This window comes from Mesorhizobium sp. WSM4310, from assembly GCF_007003935.1.
Classification (GTDB): Bacteria; Pseudomonadota; Alphaproteobacteria; order Rhizobiales; family Rhizobiaceae; genus Mesorhizobium.
The window spans coordinates 19130-33318 of record NZ_VFTA01000038.1; the positions used below are offsets into that span (position 1 = coordinate 19130).

The 14189-nt window shown below is 60.9% G+C and carries 16 protein-coding genes and 1 pseudogene; 5 read left to right on the forward strand and 12 right to left on the reverse strand.

Translation table 11 applies throughout. The features are described 5' to 3' along the window. Nucleotides 1-149: 149 nt before the first annotated feature. From FJV80_RS28890 to FJV80_RS28905, 4 genes are all read right to left on the reverse strand, one after another. Entirely contained in the window at nt 150-833 is a 684-nt protein-coding gene (locus FJV80_RS28890; RefSeq protein ID WP_024505647.1) for a lytic transglycosylase domain-containing protein, read from the reverse strand. Further along, nucleotides 821-1369, reverse strand: a complete 549-nt coding sequence (locus FJV80_RS28895) for a S26 family signal peptidase (protein WP_024505646.1) — start codon at nt 1367-1369, stop codon at nt 821-823. Before FJV80_RS28895 ends, FJV80_RS28890 begins: the two co-directional genes overlap by 13 nt. After that, nucleotides 1366-1635, reverse strand: a complete 270-nt coding sequence (locus tag FJV80_RS28900; protein WP_024505645.1) for a helix-turn-helix domain-containing protein — start codon at nt 1633-1635, stop codon at nt 1366-1368. Before FJV80_RS28900 ends, FJV80_RS28895 begins: the two co-directional genes overlap by 4 nt. A gap of 181 nt (nt 1636-1816) precedes the next feature. After that, nucleotides 1817-2140 carry a DUF736 domain-containing protein gene (locus tag FJV80_RS28905; protein ID WP_024505644.1) on the reverse strand — a complete coding sequence of 108 codons (324 nt, stop codon included), beginning with the start codon at nt 2138-2140 and terminating at the stop codon, nt 1817-1819. Between the two features lie 1010 nt (nt 2141-3150). Here FJV80_RS28905 and FJV80_RS28910 point away from each other — a divergent pair. From FJV80_RS28910 to groL, 3 genes and pseudogenes are all read left to right on the forward strand, one after another. Then, nucleotides 3151-3498 carry a hypothetical protein gene (locus FJV80_RS28910; protein WP_063169239.1) on the forward strand — a complete coding sequence of 116 codons (348 nt, stop codon included), beginning with the start codon at nt 3151-3153 and terminating at the stop codon, nt 3496-3498. Nucleotides 3499-3560: 62 nt separating this feature from the next. Continuing rightward, a pseudogene (groES, locus tag FJV80_RS28915) lies at nt 3561-3854 on the forward strand (co-chaperone GroES); the annotation flags it as partial. A 65-nt stretch (nt 3855-3919) separates the two neighbouring features. After that, the gene (groL, locus tag FJV80_RS28920) at nt 3920-5575 is read left to right on the forward strand and encodes a chaperonin GroEL (protein WP_063169240.1); all 1656 of its coding nucleotides are present in this window, start codon (nt 3920-3922) and stop codon (nt 5573-5575) included. Nucleotides 5576-5732: 157 nt separating this feature from the next. On the opposite strand, the gene FJV80_RS28925 is transcribed toward groL, so the two are convergent. The 3 genes from FJV80_RS28925 to FJV80_RS28935 form a co-directional block, all read right to left on the reverse strand. Then, the gene (locus FJV80_RS28925) at nt 5733-6734 is read right to left on the reverse strand and encodes a zincin-like metallopeptidase domain-containing protein (RefSeq protein WP_063169241.1); all 1002 of its coding nucleotides are present in this window, start codon (nt 6732-6734) and stop codon (nt 5733-5735) included. 732 nt (nt 6735-7466) lie between these two features. Beyond that, nucleotides 7467-7772 carry a thioredoxin domain-containing protein gene (locus tag FJV80_RS35340; protein ID WP_126057771.1) on the reverse strand — a complete coding sequence of 102 codons (306 nt, stop codon included), beginning with the start codon at nt 7770-7772 and terminating at the stop codon, nt 7467-7469. Between the two features lie 150 nt (nt 7773-7922). Then, a complete protein-coding gene (locus FJV80_RS28935; RefSeq protein ID WP_210326676.1) occupies nt 7923-9137 on the reverse strand; it encodes a cation:dicarboxylase symporter family transporter in 1215 nt (404 codons plus the stop codon). A gap of 706 nt (nt 9138-9843) precedes the next feature. On the opposite strand from FJV80_RS28935, the gene FJV80_RS28940 reads away from it, so the two are divergent. Then, nucleotides 9844-10233: a hypothetical protein gene (locus FJV80_RS28940; protein ID WP_024505560.1), complete on the forward strand. Its 390-nt coding sequence runs from the start codon at nt 9844-9846 to the stop codon at nt 10231-10233. Nucleotides 10234-10422: 189 nt separating this feature from the next. Here the strand turns inward: FJV80_RS28940 and FJV80_RS28945 are convergent, their stop codons facing one another. From FJV80_RS28945 to FJV80_RS28950, 3 genes are all read right to left on the reverse strand, one after another. Continuing rightward, nucleotides 10423-10668 carry a hypothetical protein gene (locus tag FJV80_RS28945; protein WP_063169243.1) on the reverse strand — a complete coding sequence of 82 codons (246 nt, stop codon included), beginning with the start codon at nt 10666-10668 and terminating at the stop codon, nt 10423-10425. 174 nt (nt 10669-10842) lie between these two features. Beyond that, nucleotides 10843-10977: a hypothetical protein gene (locus FJV80_RS35645; protein ID WP_256754986.1), complete on the reverse strand. Its 135-nt coding sequence runs from the start codon at nt 10975-10977 to the stop codon at nt 10843-10845. Next, nucleotides 10970-11440 (reverse strand): hypothetical protein, encoded by a 471-nt coding sequence (locus FJV80_RS28950; RefSeq protein ID WP_224570941.1) that lies wholly within the window; start codon nt 11438-11440, stop codon nt 10970-10972. The genes FJV80_RS35645 and FJV80_RS28950 overlap by 8 nt, the downstream gene beginning before the upstream one ends. A 599-nt stretch (nt 11441-12039) precedes the next feature. Between FJV80_RS28950 and FJV80_RS35345 the strand changes: the two genes are divergently transcribed. Next, nucleotides 12040-12288: a DUF6074 family protein gene (locus FJV80_RS35345; RefSeq protein ID WP_063169245.1), complete on the forward strand. Its 249-nt coding sequence runs from the start codon at nt 12040-12042 to the stop codon at nt 12286-12288. Between the two features lie 365 nt (nt 12289-12653). Here the strand turns inward: FJV80_RS35345 and FJV80_RS28960 are convergent, their stop codons facing one another. Both FJV80_RS28960 and FJV80_RS28965 read right to left on the reverse strand, forming a co-directional pair. Next, entirely contained in the window at nt 12654-13286 is a 633-nt protein-coding gene (locus tag FJV80_RS28960; RefSeq protein ID WP_063169246.1) for an acyl-homoserine-lactone synthase, read from the reverse strand. A 92-nt stretch (nt 13287-13378) separates the two neighbouring features. After that, entirely contained in the window at nt 13379-14098 is a 720-nt protein-coding gene (locus FJV80_RS28965; protein WP_063169247.1) for a LuxR family transcriptional regulator, read from the reverse strand. Nucleotides 14099-14189 lie beyond the last annotated feature (91 nt).

A 14189-nucleotide genomic window follows, 5' to 3' on the forward strand; every position in this document is an offset into this window, starting at 1 on the left:
CAGACACTTACACGTCAAACCCTCTTGGCACCGGCGGCAGCCTCCCGGAAAAACGATGTGCAGACAAAGATTTAACCGCCTCCTGGAGGCGGTACCTTTATCTTGCCTTCCGCGCCCAGCCCCGCCAGACGCGCCCCCGTCCGCCATGGCTAACGCACCGGCTCCTTCGGCTGCGCGCCGTCCTTGCCGAGCGGCACGAAGAGATCGCCGTTTCGCACGCCTGAGTGAACACCGTCATGAATGAAGAACAGCGACCGTCCGAGAGGAGCGATTTGCGCCTTTGGAGCGACAGATTGGCTTTCGAACGCCTCGATGTCGGCCGCCGAAACTCCGGCCGCCTTGAGTTGGTCGAGGTACTCGACGGTCTCTTCTGGCAGCGGTTTGCCACGCTTCAAATGCTCGTCGTAGCGCTCGGGACCGGCATTGTAGGCGCCAAACAGGCCAGGAAATCCGAAGCGGTCATACATGGCACTGAGATAGGCCGTGCCGGCCAGGATATTGTCGCGCGGATCGTGGGGGTTAGGCCCAAGGCCGTGTTCGACCCGCATCTCTTCATAGGTGCCGGGCATCACCTGCATGAGGCCCATGGCGCCAGCGGGGGAGGTGATGGGGCGGCCGCCGCGCATTGTCTTGCCGCCGCTTTCGGCAGCCATGACGGCATAGATCCAGGCTTGGGGAATATGGAAGCGCCGGCTTGCTTCCGATACCAACGTCTGCCACTTTCGCAGCTGCGGACTTTGGGAGATGGCGACCGGCTCAGCGCCGGTCGAGGCGGAACAGGCGCATGGCGCAATGGCGATCATGCCCAACAAGAGGAGGGTCACTCGGTCCATAGTGGTACGAGCCTCCCGATGACATTTTGAGTGGGAACAGGCCCGAAATAGCGGCTGTCGAAGGAGCGGTTTTTGTCGCTGCCGAGCAGGAAAACCTCGTTATCCCCGAGCGCTCGGCAGCCGTTCCACCATGGCAAAGGTCGGCCTTCGGCGTCGATTTTGAGCCGGCGCGCGACGATGTCGCCGCCGATGATGATGGCGTCATTGAAGGCGCAGACATTATCGTCCGGCAGCGCTGCAAGACGTTTTGCCAGCGGCACATTGCGAGGCAGATAGCTGCGCTCGGCGGCGAGATACGCCGCGTATTCAGGCGGGCGCACGAGCACGAGATCGCCACGCGCCAGCGCTCCCGCAGCGATGCGGTAAAGGCCGATCGGCGCGCTGGCCGAGGCGTTCCAGACCAGCCAAGGGGCGGGCTTTCCCAGCGCCGTGAAGCCCAAAAGACCGAGACCGGCCGCGGCCAAGGCGACCGTCTTACGGGCTCGAACACGCCTCAGGCGGCTGCCGATCAGATGGATGGAAGGGCGCCGCCTCATGAACGGCCTCCCGTGCCGCCCTGGCCGGAACCGGCCTTGCCATCGCCGGCGATGGAGTGCTGCGGGTGTCCTTTCGACCAATGGTCGAGTTCGTCGATGTGATAGCGGACATAGCGGCCGTGCTTGCGGAATTTCGGGCCGCCGCCCTTGAGCCGCATCTTTTCGAGCGTGCGCTGGGAGAGCCCGATATAGAAGGCGGCTTGGGCTGTGCTGAGAAACGGGCTGCCCTTTTTCGCGCGGGCCGCGCGTTCGTTTTCGTCGTCCATGATGATCCTCGTTTCGCTTCGGACAAGCGAGGGCGAGGATGGGCGAGGGAGATCGTCTCGGGGACGGGCGAAGAGTCGGGGGAGAGTTTTCGCCGCCCTTTAGGGCGGACGGGGTTTGGGTGGAACTCCTGGGAATGAGCCCCGCGCCGGGGCTGCGGCGCGAGGCTCTTATCTCGGCCGGTCAGTCGGCCGGGTTCCAGATGATGGCGTAGGTGTCGTGATCGTCCTGGCCGGCGGCTCGGCCGAGATTGGCGTAGAGCTTGCGCGGTCCGAACTCCGGCGCTGCAATCGACAGGCTCACATAATCCTTGCCGGAAGTCTCGCCGGTGCGGATCCAGCCAGCGCCGACTTCGACCCCTTGCGTAAGCACCCGGAAGTCGGGATGGTTATCGGCGCTCTTGGCCTGGTTGGGGACGATATCGATGTCGGCGCGGACGCTGAGCGTCTTGAACTGGCCCTTGTAGGCGCCGTTTTCCTGCTTGTTGACGTAACCGATCGCGGTCATTTCGAAGTCTCCTTTTGTGGTTTCGCCGGGGACCATCCCCTGCGATGGCGCACCGTAATGGGCGCGTCAGGACCGCCTGAATCCGACAGGGCCGCAGCGACAGTGAAGGACCCGAGCGGGCAGCTTTTTTGTGAGCGAAGCGGCGCGAGGAAGCCGCCGCAGGCGGCGGGGAAAAAAGCTGATGGCGCGAGGGTTTCGGGCGGCCGGACCCGCCCATAGGTCGACAAGCCAGCCGCAGGGATGGTCCTTGGAGAGAGCATGGAGACCGCTCGCCAAGTGCGGTCTGTCAGCCAAGCAGGACGCCGGGATGAAACGGCCTGCAAAGATGCTGCGCCCTTATGCCGGATCGAGATCGTGCCAGCGGGTCGGGCGCCAGAGCAGACATCCGGCATGGTGCGATCTATGAAAGCAGGGCTCGCCAGCGGGAATTTGATACGCGAGGGGGCCAAAGTAAGGCTGGATGAGAAGCCGGTGCTACCTGCAGGTCCAGTGTCATGTGGCGGCGCTCGGGAAACCGCTACGCAATGTAACGCGCTCTTATGAGGCGAACAGACCGGCCCCAAAACCGATCGACCGGTGGTCGGCGCGAAACGCGTCATGCCTGTCCGAAAGCTGACAGTGGCAGAAGACGCATGTCGGGTTCCGCACAATTGACCATGCTGGATTTGTGAGGTTTTCAGGGAGAGCCATGCGTTCACTTCCCAGTGAGCTTTGGCACGGCATTTGCTCTTGATGTGGCAACACGGATCGAAGGTTGACTGCATGCACAAGCGCGAGATGAGCAATGCTCTCCTTTCCTGGAGGCTTGGCAGCAGATTCGATTTGACGTTGCGAGGAGCTTCAGCCGCTCGCGGCGGAAGTGATCTCAAATCTGAAGGCACCGTTGGGGCCGCAGCCATCAAACACATCTTTCTCTTTTTCGCAGCTCGTCTTCAACGCGATGCGGACTTCTTCGCGTCGACGGCGGCCGAAGGTGGAGAAGGGGCTCGACTTGCAAAAAGGAGTTGTCAATGACGTCTTACGTTCGCACCAACAGCCCGGCGCAGGTGCGCTCACTGTCCACCTTTGGCAAGCATCTGCAAAGGAGCGTGCTGACGGCGACGCTGCTTGCCGCGGCTTCGACGGGAAGTGAAGCGCAGCCCTATGTTCGTGCTGACGGCAGCACGACTGACGACTTGGAAGCGGCGCGAGCAAGTTGGCGTCATGACGCCGAATTCAATGGAAATGTGGGGCTCGCAGCCATCAACGCGGATGCCGCGTATGCGTTGGGTTCCACCGGGGAGGGGGCCAGAGCTCCTCGCCTGCCCTCGTCCGTCTTGACGAGTGCCCGCTTACAGCCTACCTCACTATCGCGTTAGCACTCGTCCATCGCGAGTGCTAACAAAAACCCCTCAACAGCGCACCAGGGAAAAATCCGAAAATGGCAAAGTCGAAGTTCCGCCCGCTGCATGACCGCGTGGTCGTTCGCCGGGTCGAATCCGAATCCAAGACCGCTGGCGGGATCATCATCCCCGACACGGCAAAGGAAAAGCCGCAGGAAGGCGAGATCATCGCTGTCGGCTTCGGCGCTCGTGACGAAGCTGGCAAGCTGGTCCCGCTGGACGTCAAGGCCGGCGACCGCATCCTGTTCAGCAAGTGGTCGGGCACGGAAGTCAAGCTCAATGGCGAAGACCTTCTGATCATGAAGGAATCCGACATCATGGGCATCATCGGCTCATATCAGGCCCTTTCGTCAACTGAATTCCCGGGCTCGATTGAAGCCCCTGCCAGGAGCTAAAAATGGCTGCCAAAGACGTAAAATTCTCCCGCGATGCCCGCGAGCGCATGCTGCGCGGTGTCAACATCCTCGCTGACGCGGTGAAGGTCACGCTCGGCCCCAAGGGCCGCAACGTGGTCATCGACAAGTCGTTCGGCGCCCCGCGCATCACCAAGGACGGCGTCACCGTCGCCAAGGAAATCGAGCTTGAGGACAAGTTCGAAAACATGGGCGCGCAGATGGTCCGCGAAGTTGCTTCGAAGACCAACGACATCGCTGGCGACGGCACCACGACCGCGACCGTTCTGGCGCAGTCGATCGTCCAGGAAGGCCACAAGGCCGTTGCCGCCGGCATGAACCCGATGGACCTGAAGCGCGGCATCGACCTCGCGGTAACCGACGTCGTTGCGACCCTGATCAAGAACGCCAAGAAGATCAAGACCTCCGAAGAGGTTGCCCAGGTCGGCACCATCGCCGGCAACGGCGATGCTTCGGTCGGCAAGATGATCGCCGAAGCGATGCAGAAGGTCGGCAACGAAGGCGTCATCACGGTTGAGGAAGCCAAGACCGCCGAGACCGAACTCGAAGTCGTCGAAGGCATGCAGTTCGACCGCGGCTACCTCTCGCCCTACTTCGTCACCAACGCCGACAAGATGGTTGCCGAACTCGAGGACGTCTACATCCTCCTGCACGAGAAGAAGCTGTCCAACCTCCAGGCCATGCTGCCGGTTCTCGAAGCCGTCGTGCAGACCTCGAAGCCGCTGCTCATCATCTCGGAAGACGTCGAAGGCGAGGCTCTGGCCACGCTGGTCGTCAACAAGCTGCGTGGCGGCCTGAAGATCGCCGCCGTCAAGGCGCCGGGCTTCGGTGATCGCCGCAAGGCCATGCTGGAAGACATCGCCATCCTCACCGGTGGCCAGGTCATCTCGGAAGACCTCGGCATCAAGCTCGAGAACGTCGGCCTCAACATGCTCGGCCGCGCCAAGAAGGTGTCGATCTCCAAGGAGAACACCACCATCGTCGACGGCGCCGGCAAGAAGGCCGAGATCCAGGGCCGCGTTGCCCAGATCAAGCAGCAGATCGAAAAGACCACTTCGGACTACGACAAGGAGAAGCTGCAGGAACGTCTGGCGAAGCTCGCCGGCGGCGTTGCGGTGATCCGCGTCGGCGGTGCGACGGAAGTCGAAGTCAAGGAAAAGAAGGACCGCGTCGATGACGCCCTCAACGCGACCCGCGCGGCCGTCGAAGAAGGCATCGTTGCTGGTGGTGGCGTCGCGCTGCTGCGCGCTTCGGCCAACATCAAGGCCACCGGCGTCAATGCCGACCAGGCCGCCGGCATCAACATCGTGCGTCGTGCGCTGCAGGCTCCGGCCCGCCAGATCGCGGCCAACGCCGGTGCGGAAGCATCGATCGTTGCCGGCAAGATCCTTGAGAACAAGGGCGCGACCTTCGGCTACAACGCCCAGACCGGCGAGTATGGCGACATGATCGCCATGGGTATCGTCGATCCGGTCAAGGTTGTCCGTACGGCTCTTCAGGACGCGGCCTCGGTCGCCGGCCTGCTGGTCACCACCGAAGCCATGATCGCGGAGGCTCCGAAGAAGGAGTCGGCTGGCGGCGGCATGCCTGGCGGCATGGGCGGCGGCGGCATGGGCGGCATGGGCGGCATGGATTTCTAATCCAGCTCTGGCAGCTTTCGCAACGAGAGGGCGGCATCAATGCCGCCCTCTTTTTTTGCGAACCTCGGTCCGATGAACGATCGACGCCAACGCCGGCCATCGGCGTTAGGGCAACCTCAAAAGAACTGTCGAGTTGGTTGCGCGCGGCTTTGCGTCATCAGAGGCGCAAGGCGGTCGCGTGTGAGGATTGCGCGCTCCCATAGGCGGTTTCGGCATGTGCCTCGCCTTCGACATCGACATTGCGGCCAAGCAGGAAATCGGCGGCTTTCGAGGCATGGCTTGCGGCGCGGAAGATGGCGCGGTTGTCCTCGCGCAAAACCGTCAGCCATGAGCCGATGTAGTCGGCATGGCGCACGGTCGGCTCGATGCCGAGACTGCTGCAGATGAAGGCTGATGCGATTTCGGCGACCAGTTCCTCGCGCGCATAGGTGTTGGACCCGAAGGAGCCGGACAGGTCGCGCGCGAGTCGCCTCGGGTGGCCGGTCCAGTGGCCAAGCTCGTGAAAGCAGGTCCGGTAATAGTCGATCTGGTGGAAGAAAGCCGGCTGCGGCGGCACCTGTATGGTGTCGCTGCCGGGCATGTAGAAGGCGCGCTCGCCGCCGACGCGAAAATCAGCGCCGGTTGCATGAATGAGCGCCTCGGCCTGCGGGACCATCTCGCGCTCAGGCAGAGGCTCGCCGGCGGCGTAAAGATGTTCGGGCAGATTATCGCACTGCGCGACATTGAAGACGGTGAAGCGCTTCAGGAAGGGCACCGCCTGCGGTTCGTCGCCATCGGTGTCGGCGCGTTGCTTTTCGTTCTTGGGAACAAAGCGGTCAGCGTGAACGATGGTGGTGCCGTGCTCGCCCTTCCTGACATTGCCGCCAAGCGAAAGCGCCTGCCGGAAGGTGAGCCAGTTCTGGCTGGGGAAACCGCGCTCGATGACCGCGCCCCACAGGATCAGGATATTGATGCCGGAATATCGGCGCTGGGTGGCCGCATTCCGCGGCAGGCCGAGGCCTGTCCTTGCCCTGCCCCACGGCTTGACCCATGGCACGGTGCCGCGCTCCAGTTCGGCAATGATGCGGTCGGTGATTTCCTGATAAAGGCTGGCGCCGGTGCGCCCGCCGCTGTCTGCGCCAGCCTGTCGGCTGCCGCAACGTTTGTTGTTTGCACGCATCGTGATGTCCTCCGCTCTACAATCGCGCGCCCTCCCCGGAAGCGGGGTGGGCGGCAAAAGCGACCGGAAAGGCCCGCCGTCGGAGGCGGACTGCATCAGCAGGACCGGAACGGAGTGGAGGACCCGAAAGCGACAAGCGAAGGGTTGCGGGACGCCGCGGCGGGCCTAGAAGGGAGTGCTGCCCACCCTGCGCCAGGGGGAAGGCCACAATAGAAAGACGCCGGCCGACAGGCCGGCGACCGTCAGCAGCCGAAGGCTGCCCCGCGCCAGGGGGCGATGCCGCAGGGCCAAGACCGCCTGAGCTTGCCGAAGAAAAGCGGGCTCGGTTCACGAGCACCCGGCCAGCGACTTCAGGCGCGGGCGCTCAGGATTGTTGTTGGCGCCCACGGCAGCTGGATGACCGCAACAAGATTACGAGGAGCGACAGCAAAGCCAGCTGCCACAAACGGCACGCTCCGGCAACAACAGCGTGGCCGGTCTACAGATGCTGCCCCGCACGAGAGCCAGCACGCTTTGAGCGCGCATCGGCGATGCAAGCGTTGCAAGCTGGCCATGTCCACAAGGTCGGCGACCACTATATCGCCGACCACCAACGCGGGCGTACCGTCTAAGTGCAGACCTTTCGCGAGTGCGCGGACGCGCGCATTTCATCTGCGATGGCCGGATCTTGCATTCCCGCTTGAGCTGCTCAACGTCAAGGCCTACACGCGCTGCGATCTTGAGAGTGACCCTTCAACTGGGGGAAATCATAAGGGCGCGGTGGAATTCGTCGAACTTTCCCTGTTTTCTCGAGGCGAGTGCGGCGAAGGCTGGGAATTGGGAATCCGGTCCCAGGACCGGGAACTGTTTGATCACAAGCTTCAGATTGGGCTCATGCTTGAAGGCTTTTTGGTAGTTGATATCAGCCAGTCTGCAATGCGGACAGTTGTGGTAGTCATTGAATATGACCAGAACGGCATCGCCTTGCGGGTTGCCGGCGATTGGCGAAGGAGATCGTTGTCGAATGCGCCGCTCCACTTTTGCCTGTCGGTCGACCACGCCTGCCGGTGCAGGTTCGCGCTATATTGGCTCGCCAGCAAGGCGAGGAGTAAAAGAAGAGCTGCGACAGTGATGGCAGTCGGCTTAGACATGAGTCTCCAATCCATGGACGGCGTGGCAGCAACGGCCGCCTTTTTGGTGTAAAATGGGTCAGTTTTGATCGTGCCCCGCAGTTGCTACAGGCGCACAGGTGCCGGTGCGATCTGGCGGTTTCTCAAATACGGCTTTGCGCCATCGGGTCCACCCCAATAGCTGAGCGTCGTTCGCACGGGGAATTGTGTTCACCACGCCGGGCGACTTGACCGTCCACCGCCAGAGCGCTGAACGGTCCGCTAGTGAGGCGCTCCCCGAATCGTCGTTTATCCCGCTCGCCCCGGACCGGGTGACAGCCAGCGTTGCCGCTACGCTGCGGAGAAAAACCGTCAGCGCGTGGCATTCGGACATAAGCTGATCGACGCCAAGAATAAGCCCCACGGAGGTGACCGGTGCGGCCGGAACAAGAAAGAGCGTTGCAGCCATTGTGACGAGGCCTGCACCGGTAATGCGGGTTGTTCCGTTCGAAGGGAACAATGCGACAAACAGCATGAGGATCCGGCAGCCGATCGGGAGATCAGTTTTCGTCGCTTGGGCGATGAAAAGGGCGGCGAGCATCATATTCGTGCCGTCCAGATTGAATGGAATGAGACCCACGACCGAATGCGTGGCGCCGGCCTTTTCCATCTTCTCCATGAGCGAGGCCAGCGCGGCCTCTGAGGAGGACATTGCGAGCAGCAGCTCGTCCTTGATGTATCGGACGAGAGAGAAGAGCGAGCGGCCGTTGTAGCGGCAGACCGCGCCGAACAGGATCGAGAGGAACAGGACCGAGAGGAACAAGACTTGCAGGATGTCGCCTTCCGCGAAGGCACTGGCAATCGTTGACGGGATGATGTTCATCAGGAAGCTGGTCACGGACTGCTCGTGAGCCGTGGCCACATAGCCCTTAACGGCTTCGACATCGAGCGAGGCCGGATCGATGTTGAGGCCGGCGCCAGGCTGAACGATATTCGCGACAATCAGCCCGACAAGGAGTGCTAGCGTCGAGAAGGTAAGGAAATAAACCATCGCCTTGGCGGCAACTCGGCCGACCTTCTGCAGATCGCTCATGCCGGCAATGCCGGTCGCCATTGTCAGGAAGATGACAGGTACGGTGATTATCTTGACGACATCGACGAAGGCATCGCAGAGCGGCTTCAGGCTGTGGCCGGTCTCCAAATGGAAATAGCCGATTGCGGCACCCAGGATTATGGCGGCAAGTACCTGCACGTAGGTCCGGGCAAAATGGCGCTTGCGGGGCGCTAAGATCGCGCGGGGAACTCTTGGAACCAACACCGTCTCTCTCCTTGACCGGATCGGGGTGGGGCTCCTCCCTCTCCCATGCAGTGCTCCGGTCGAACGCTGCGCCCACTTCGGCGCAAACGATGTGCCAAATAGCAAGAGGGGAAAACGCGCAGGACCTCACGCAATGCTTGCGATTCGCTCTCCCACACTCGTGCAGTGGTTGCCTGTCGCAACTATGGAAGGGTCGATTCTGGGAACTCCAAAGGCCGCTCTTTGCGTCGACGCAGCTTGGCTGCCTGGAAGGTTCCCTCTTTGCCTTGCGGTCTGCGAGCTGGGTCCAGATGGTCATCATTTGGCTGCGCGCTGCACGGGGCTCGAAAGATTCAATCGAGGACGGGTCCTCTTGGAAAACGGGGGCAGCGTTGGTCAAGCCCTTCCACCCTGCTGTCCCAATGGTGTTCAGAAGCTCAGTTCACGATCAAGCGATGGATCAGCGTCATCTGGCGTTTGCGCCATCGCGGCGGCGTTGCAACGGGTCTGCCAAAGATGAGCAGGCCGCGAGGCAGGGTCCGAGACCTAGACTCCAACCTCATAGCGCGCTCGGCTCGCGTTCGGAAGGTTCGAACCGCAGCACGATCAGGTGGCGACACCGTTGGTCGGAACCGGAACCCGACGAATGATCGTTCGTGACCGACATCTGTGAACAAGCAGTATGTGTCATTGCAATCACCACCCGTTGCGCGGAAATGCCCATATGGCCGTGAATGAACTGGATTTGGTGATTTTCCAGATGGCGGTGGAAAGCGTCCGCTTGCTCTCTTCAAGCTTTGATGAGAAGGCGGCTGAGATAGCCACGAGGAGCCGTGGTAGCCTTCTTTTTGACGTGCGGGTGGACGGTGACCTGGAGGTCCAGCGAGTCGCAGCCATTGGATATCCAGGCGACAAGATCGGTGTGGTGGCATTGGACCGAGAGGGCCTTGTTAGCTGTTGTTGCCTTGTCAATGGCACCTTCTCACCTTTCATTGCACCGTTGGAGAACTGGACCAGCATGCCCCTTTCGATGCAGGCCCAGATCGATGTCACAGGCTATGCGAGGCTCCTTCTGGCCGCCTTGCGAAATGCTGGACATATGCTGGACAGGTAGCATCGCGATGATGTCTGTGATGAGATGGTGCAAACGGCTGGATGAGGCGATCGCTTGCTGGCAGCTTTGGCAACAAAGCGATCGGTGAGTTCGCAATGCTGGAACACGTCCTTTAGACTCTGCAGTTAAGTTAGCGGACTACCATCTGACGAATGCCCTCTGACAGTCTGCATGGCGCGGCATGCCCTCTTAGGAATGCAGCCGTGGTTCTACACCATCGGCTGTTTTTGTGTCGAAGGCGACGGGCACGCCATGAACGAAGGAAGCGGCCGCCAACAGTTCCTCCAACTCGCGGTCGGTGGCCTTGCATGCCGGCATTAGTGTTCGGATGGCGCGGATCGCCTGCGCCATGGAGAGAAAGCGGACCCTTCCCCTGGAAAGGACATAGGCTTCTGCGGCTTTTTCGACGGTGACGGTGTGAAACGAATTGGTCATGACGAATTCCTCCCTGAACCCTGACCAACCCGACTTATGGCACGAATTCGACCGCCTTCAAGCCTATGTCCGATTGCGGACAATCGCTGCGATTCGTTCAAAACCGCTGATGCTTTTGGGCGACCTGGTGAGGGGCAAGGAGACGTCGGCTGAACCCGTTTCAACCGACATGCTTCAGGCAGCGGCCAGGCCGAAATAACGCTGCTCCTCCTTGTCATAAGCGCCATGTGTGAGCTTTATCAATCCGGCACGGTCGATGATCGTGATCTCGCCGCGCTTGGCGTGCACCAGTCCTCGATACTCAAGCATTTGCAGGGCCGTGGTGACCCCGGGCGGTGGGCGCGAGCATGGTCGCCAGAAATTCATGCGTCGGGAGGATCTTATCTCCTTCCGCACGGTCGTGGACCATCAGCTGCCAGCGGGCCAGCCGTTCTTCGACCTTGGAGTGGCCATTGACCAGTGCCGTCCGGCATGATTGGACGAGGAACGCGTGGGCATAGTCCAGCACTGAGGTGCGAAGCGACGGGCTAATCGCAGGGCGAAGGTTTTCAACCGGCAGGCGCCAGGTAGTGCTTTCCTTTCCGAGAATGACGGCAATTCCTTTCATCCCGTCATAGCCGACAATGCCGACTTCACCTTGCCGCCCGCCGGTCATGGTGGCGACCACCGACGCGATGCCCCTCTCGGGAAAATATACGTTCTTGATCGGCTGATGCGCGACCTCCAACTTGTCCTTGATGCCCGGTTCGACGTGATGCAGCGATGGTCGCAAAAGCGCGAAGTCCTGCGGGGTGAGGGCTTCAGCACCTGGTCGCGAAAGAGGGATCGGGCAAGGCTCTCTTCCAACGGGGCAAGAGCGCGTACGTCTTACTGTCGGCTGCACCGAAGTAAATGCCGGCCGATGCCAAAGCATAGGCTTCGAAACGCGCGATTGCAAAGCCCTGTCGGGGCAGTGCAGTCATGCTAGAAGTCGCGCCGCCTACGATAGGCAGCGGATGACATGATTCCCTTCTGCGGCGGCCACCAAGAACGGCTCGGGCACGCTTTAATCGTTCATACACAAGCTCGCAGGAATGTAAGCAGCGGAACAGTCGGGTGATTCGTACCGCCCTGCCCTTTCAGAGATCAAGTCATTGGACGTCAATTCGGCTGGAACGCCTCGTCGAACGGCCCAGGAAAATGCAGCCGGATGAGCAATGGTGGTTCACCTTATGTGCGGTCCCGGATATGCGGTCCGGCGGCTCATCTCCCAATGGCTTGTCGATGGGGAAGTGGAACTCGTCATGTCGCCGCGAACCGTCACCGCGCTAGCGGGGCTCTTTTGAAGACGCCGGTGTTTTTCTTTGTGGAACTGAATCTGTGAGGTGATTGATGCATGAATCAAACATTTGCGTATTTCCGCTGCATCGGCGACGTATATTGGTCGAAAGTATCGCCCAGGCCCTCGAGACCAAGAACGGCGAGGCGGCGAGCGCGTTCTGGCGCTGTGCCGCCAAGAAAATGCTCATTCAATTGTCCGATGTAGGAATTGCGCCAGAGCTCGCTGCGCAGGAGGTTGGAAGCCTTCTTCATGCGGTCTTGGACGACATGGCCAACCGAACGGTAATGCACAAAGCATAGGCTCGGGCGCTGTTGGACCGCGCGTCAGCTCGGGTCCTTATCGGGGGACTGCTCCGACTGGCCGACGGTCCGGCCAAACCGGCATACCGGCAAAGCTTTGAGGTTGCGATCGCTCACGGCGGCCGGTCCAATATTCTAAGACGACCTCAGAAGCCACGTTGGCTTCTTTGGACGAAGCGGAGGGGCGCCATTTTGGCGTGCTCACGCTGGACTGCGGGTTGCGCCTACGGAAATCCAAAGTCCGGCCGCGCGAGCCAATCGACCGGAACAGTCGAAAGCTCGTGGGGCGGGTCCGCTCACCCTCACGGCGGCGGTGGCGGCCGTGAGCAGACTTAACTCAAGTCACGGCTGAGCATCCGCAGGCGCTATGCCGATTGGATGAGAACTGGTTGCCACAACACCGGCCCGTTGAGGCGTCCCCTCCAGCGGATGCGCAAGAGACTGGCGTAGGAAATATCGAGGAAGCCGGCGACTGCCTCGGTGTTGCCGACCTGCTTGGGCTGTCCGATACGTGACAACGGCCAGGTCGCGAGACGAAGGATCCTTTCGATGCGCGTATCTGTCACCGTTACGATCCCGGAGAGATTGTTGGCCAAGCCGAATTCGATGATCCCCGCGAAGAGCTCGTAGGTTGCTTGGGCCAGGCCGCCAGCTGCCTTCGGCGCTGTCGCAGGGAGATCGAGCGCGAAACGACTACTCTCCCAGATATCGGCACTCGCAGGGACCACCATCTCATCCAGCAGCGTCGGAAACGTATCGCGCAACATTGTCGGTCCGGTGGTCGGCAAAAGGCGGACGCAGCCGCAAGTTCGCCAATCGGACCCCTTGAGAAGCAGGTAGACGGGGTTCAGGCTGTCAAACGAGTCCGTTTCCATTTCGCCTTCGGTCTGCACTTCCCAATCGAGCCGCTTCTTGAAAACCCGATACCTAAGTCCGTGCATTTCCTTGAGTTCGCTCGCAAACTCGGCGTAGCAGTCGGGTGTTATCAGCTGCATCATTGTCGTCTCCGTGCGGGATGTGTCCACGCAATCGAAGGGCAAAGCCGTCATGAATGCAGCCTGTAGACCTTTACAGCTAGACTTGGAGAGGATCAGGATCTCGCCCGAGCAGCCATCCGCACTACGGCCTGGTTGATGGTTCGCACGCCAAGCTTCGCCTTGGCGTTTTCCTGATGGAAGGTCACGGTGCGTTTCGAGACACCGAGAATCTGGCTGATATCCCAGGCCGACTTGCCGCACGCCGCCCATTTCAGGCACTCGAACTCCCGCCGGGTGAGCATTATGCCATCTACCACGCAATCTTCGGCGAGCCTGCGCCGGGCATGGATATGAACGTTGATCGCAACCAGTTGCATTGCTTTTTCGTAGCGCGTCAGCGACCTCAGAAATGGCGGATGCGCCTCGTTGGAGGCGAAGGTCAGTGCGGCGAACCGGCCGCGATGATCATGCATCGACATGGTCAGTCCGCCGCGAATGCCGAACTCAGCTGCTTTTTCCAGGACTTCCTGCTGAGAGGTCGGCAAATAACGGTGATCGCGGTCCACACCCCAGTCGAAGGTATCCCAGCCCCGCAGTCCCCGCAGGATCACGGGATCCACGCTGTGGTAGCGCTGTTGCAGGTAATGTGATGTCCATGATGATGGATAATTCGAGATCAATCGCGGCCTGTCGCCGGAAGCGGATGGGTAGGTGAAATAAGCGAAGAGCGGAAAGTCGAACCCGGCTGCGGCGGACGCCATTGCCTCATGGAGATCGACGGCATCGACGCTTGCAGAGAGTTGCTCGACCAAGGTTTCAAATACGCGATGCATCTGCGCTTAGCGTACCTCGCGGAGGTTGCTGGAAGCCGACGGAGACGTGGTTCTAAATGATGGCCTGTCCCTGCAGGGCATACGACGCGCC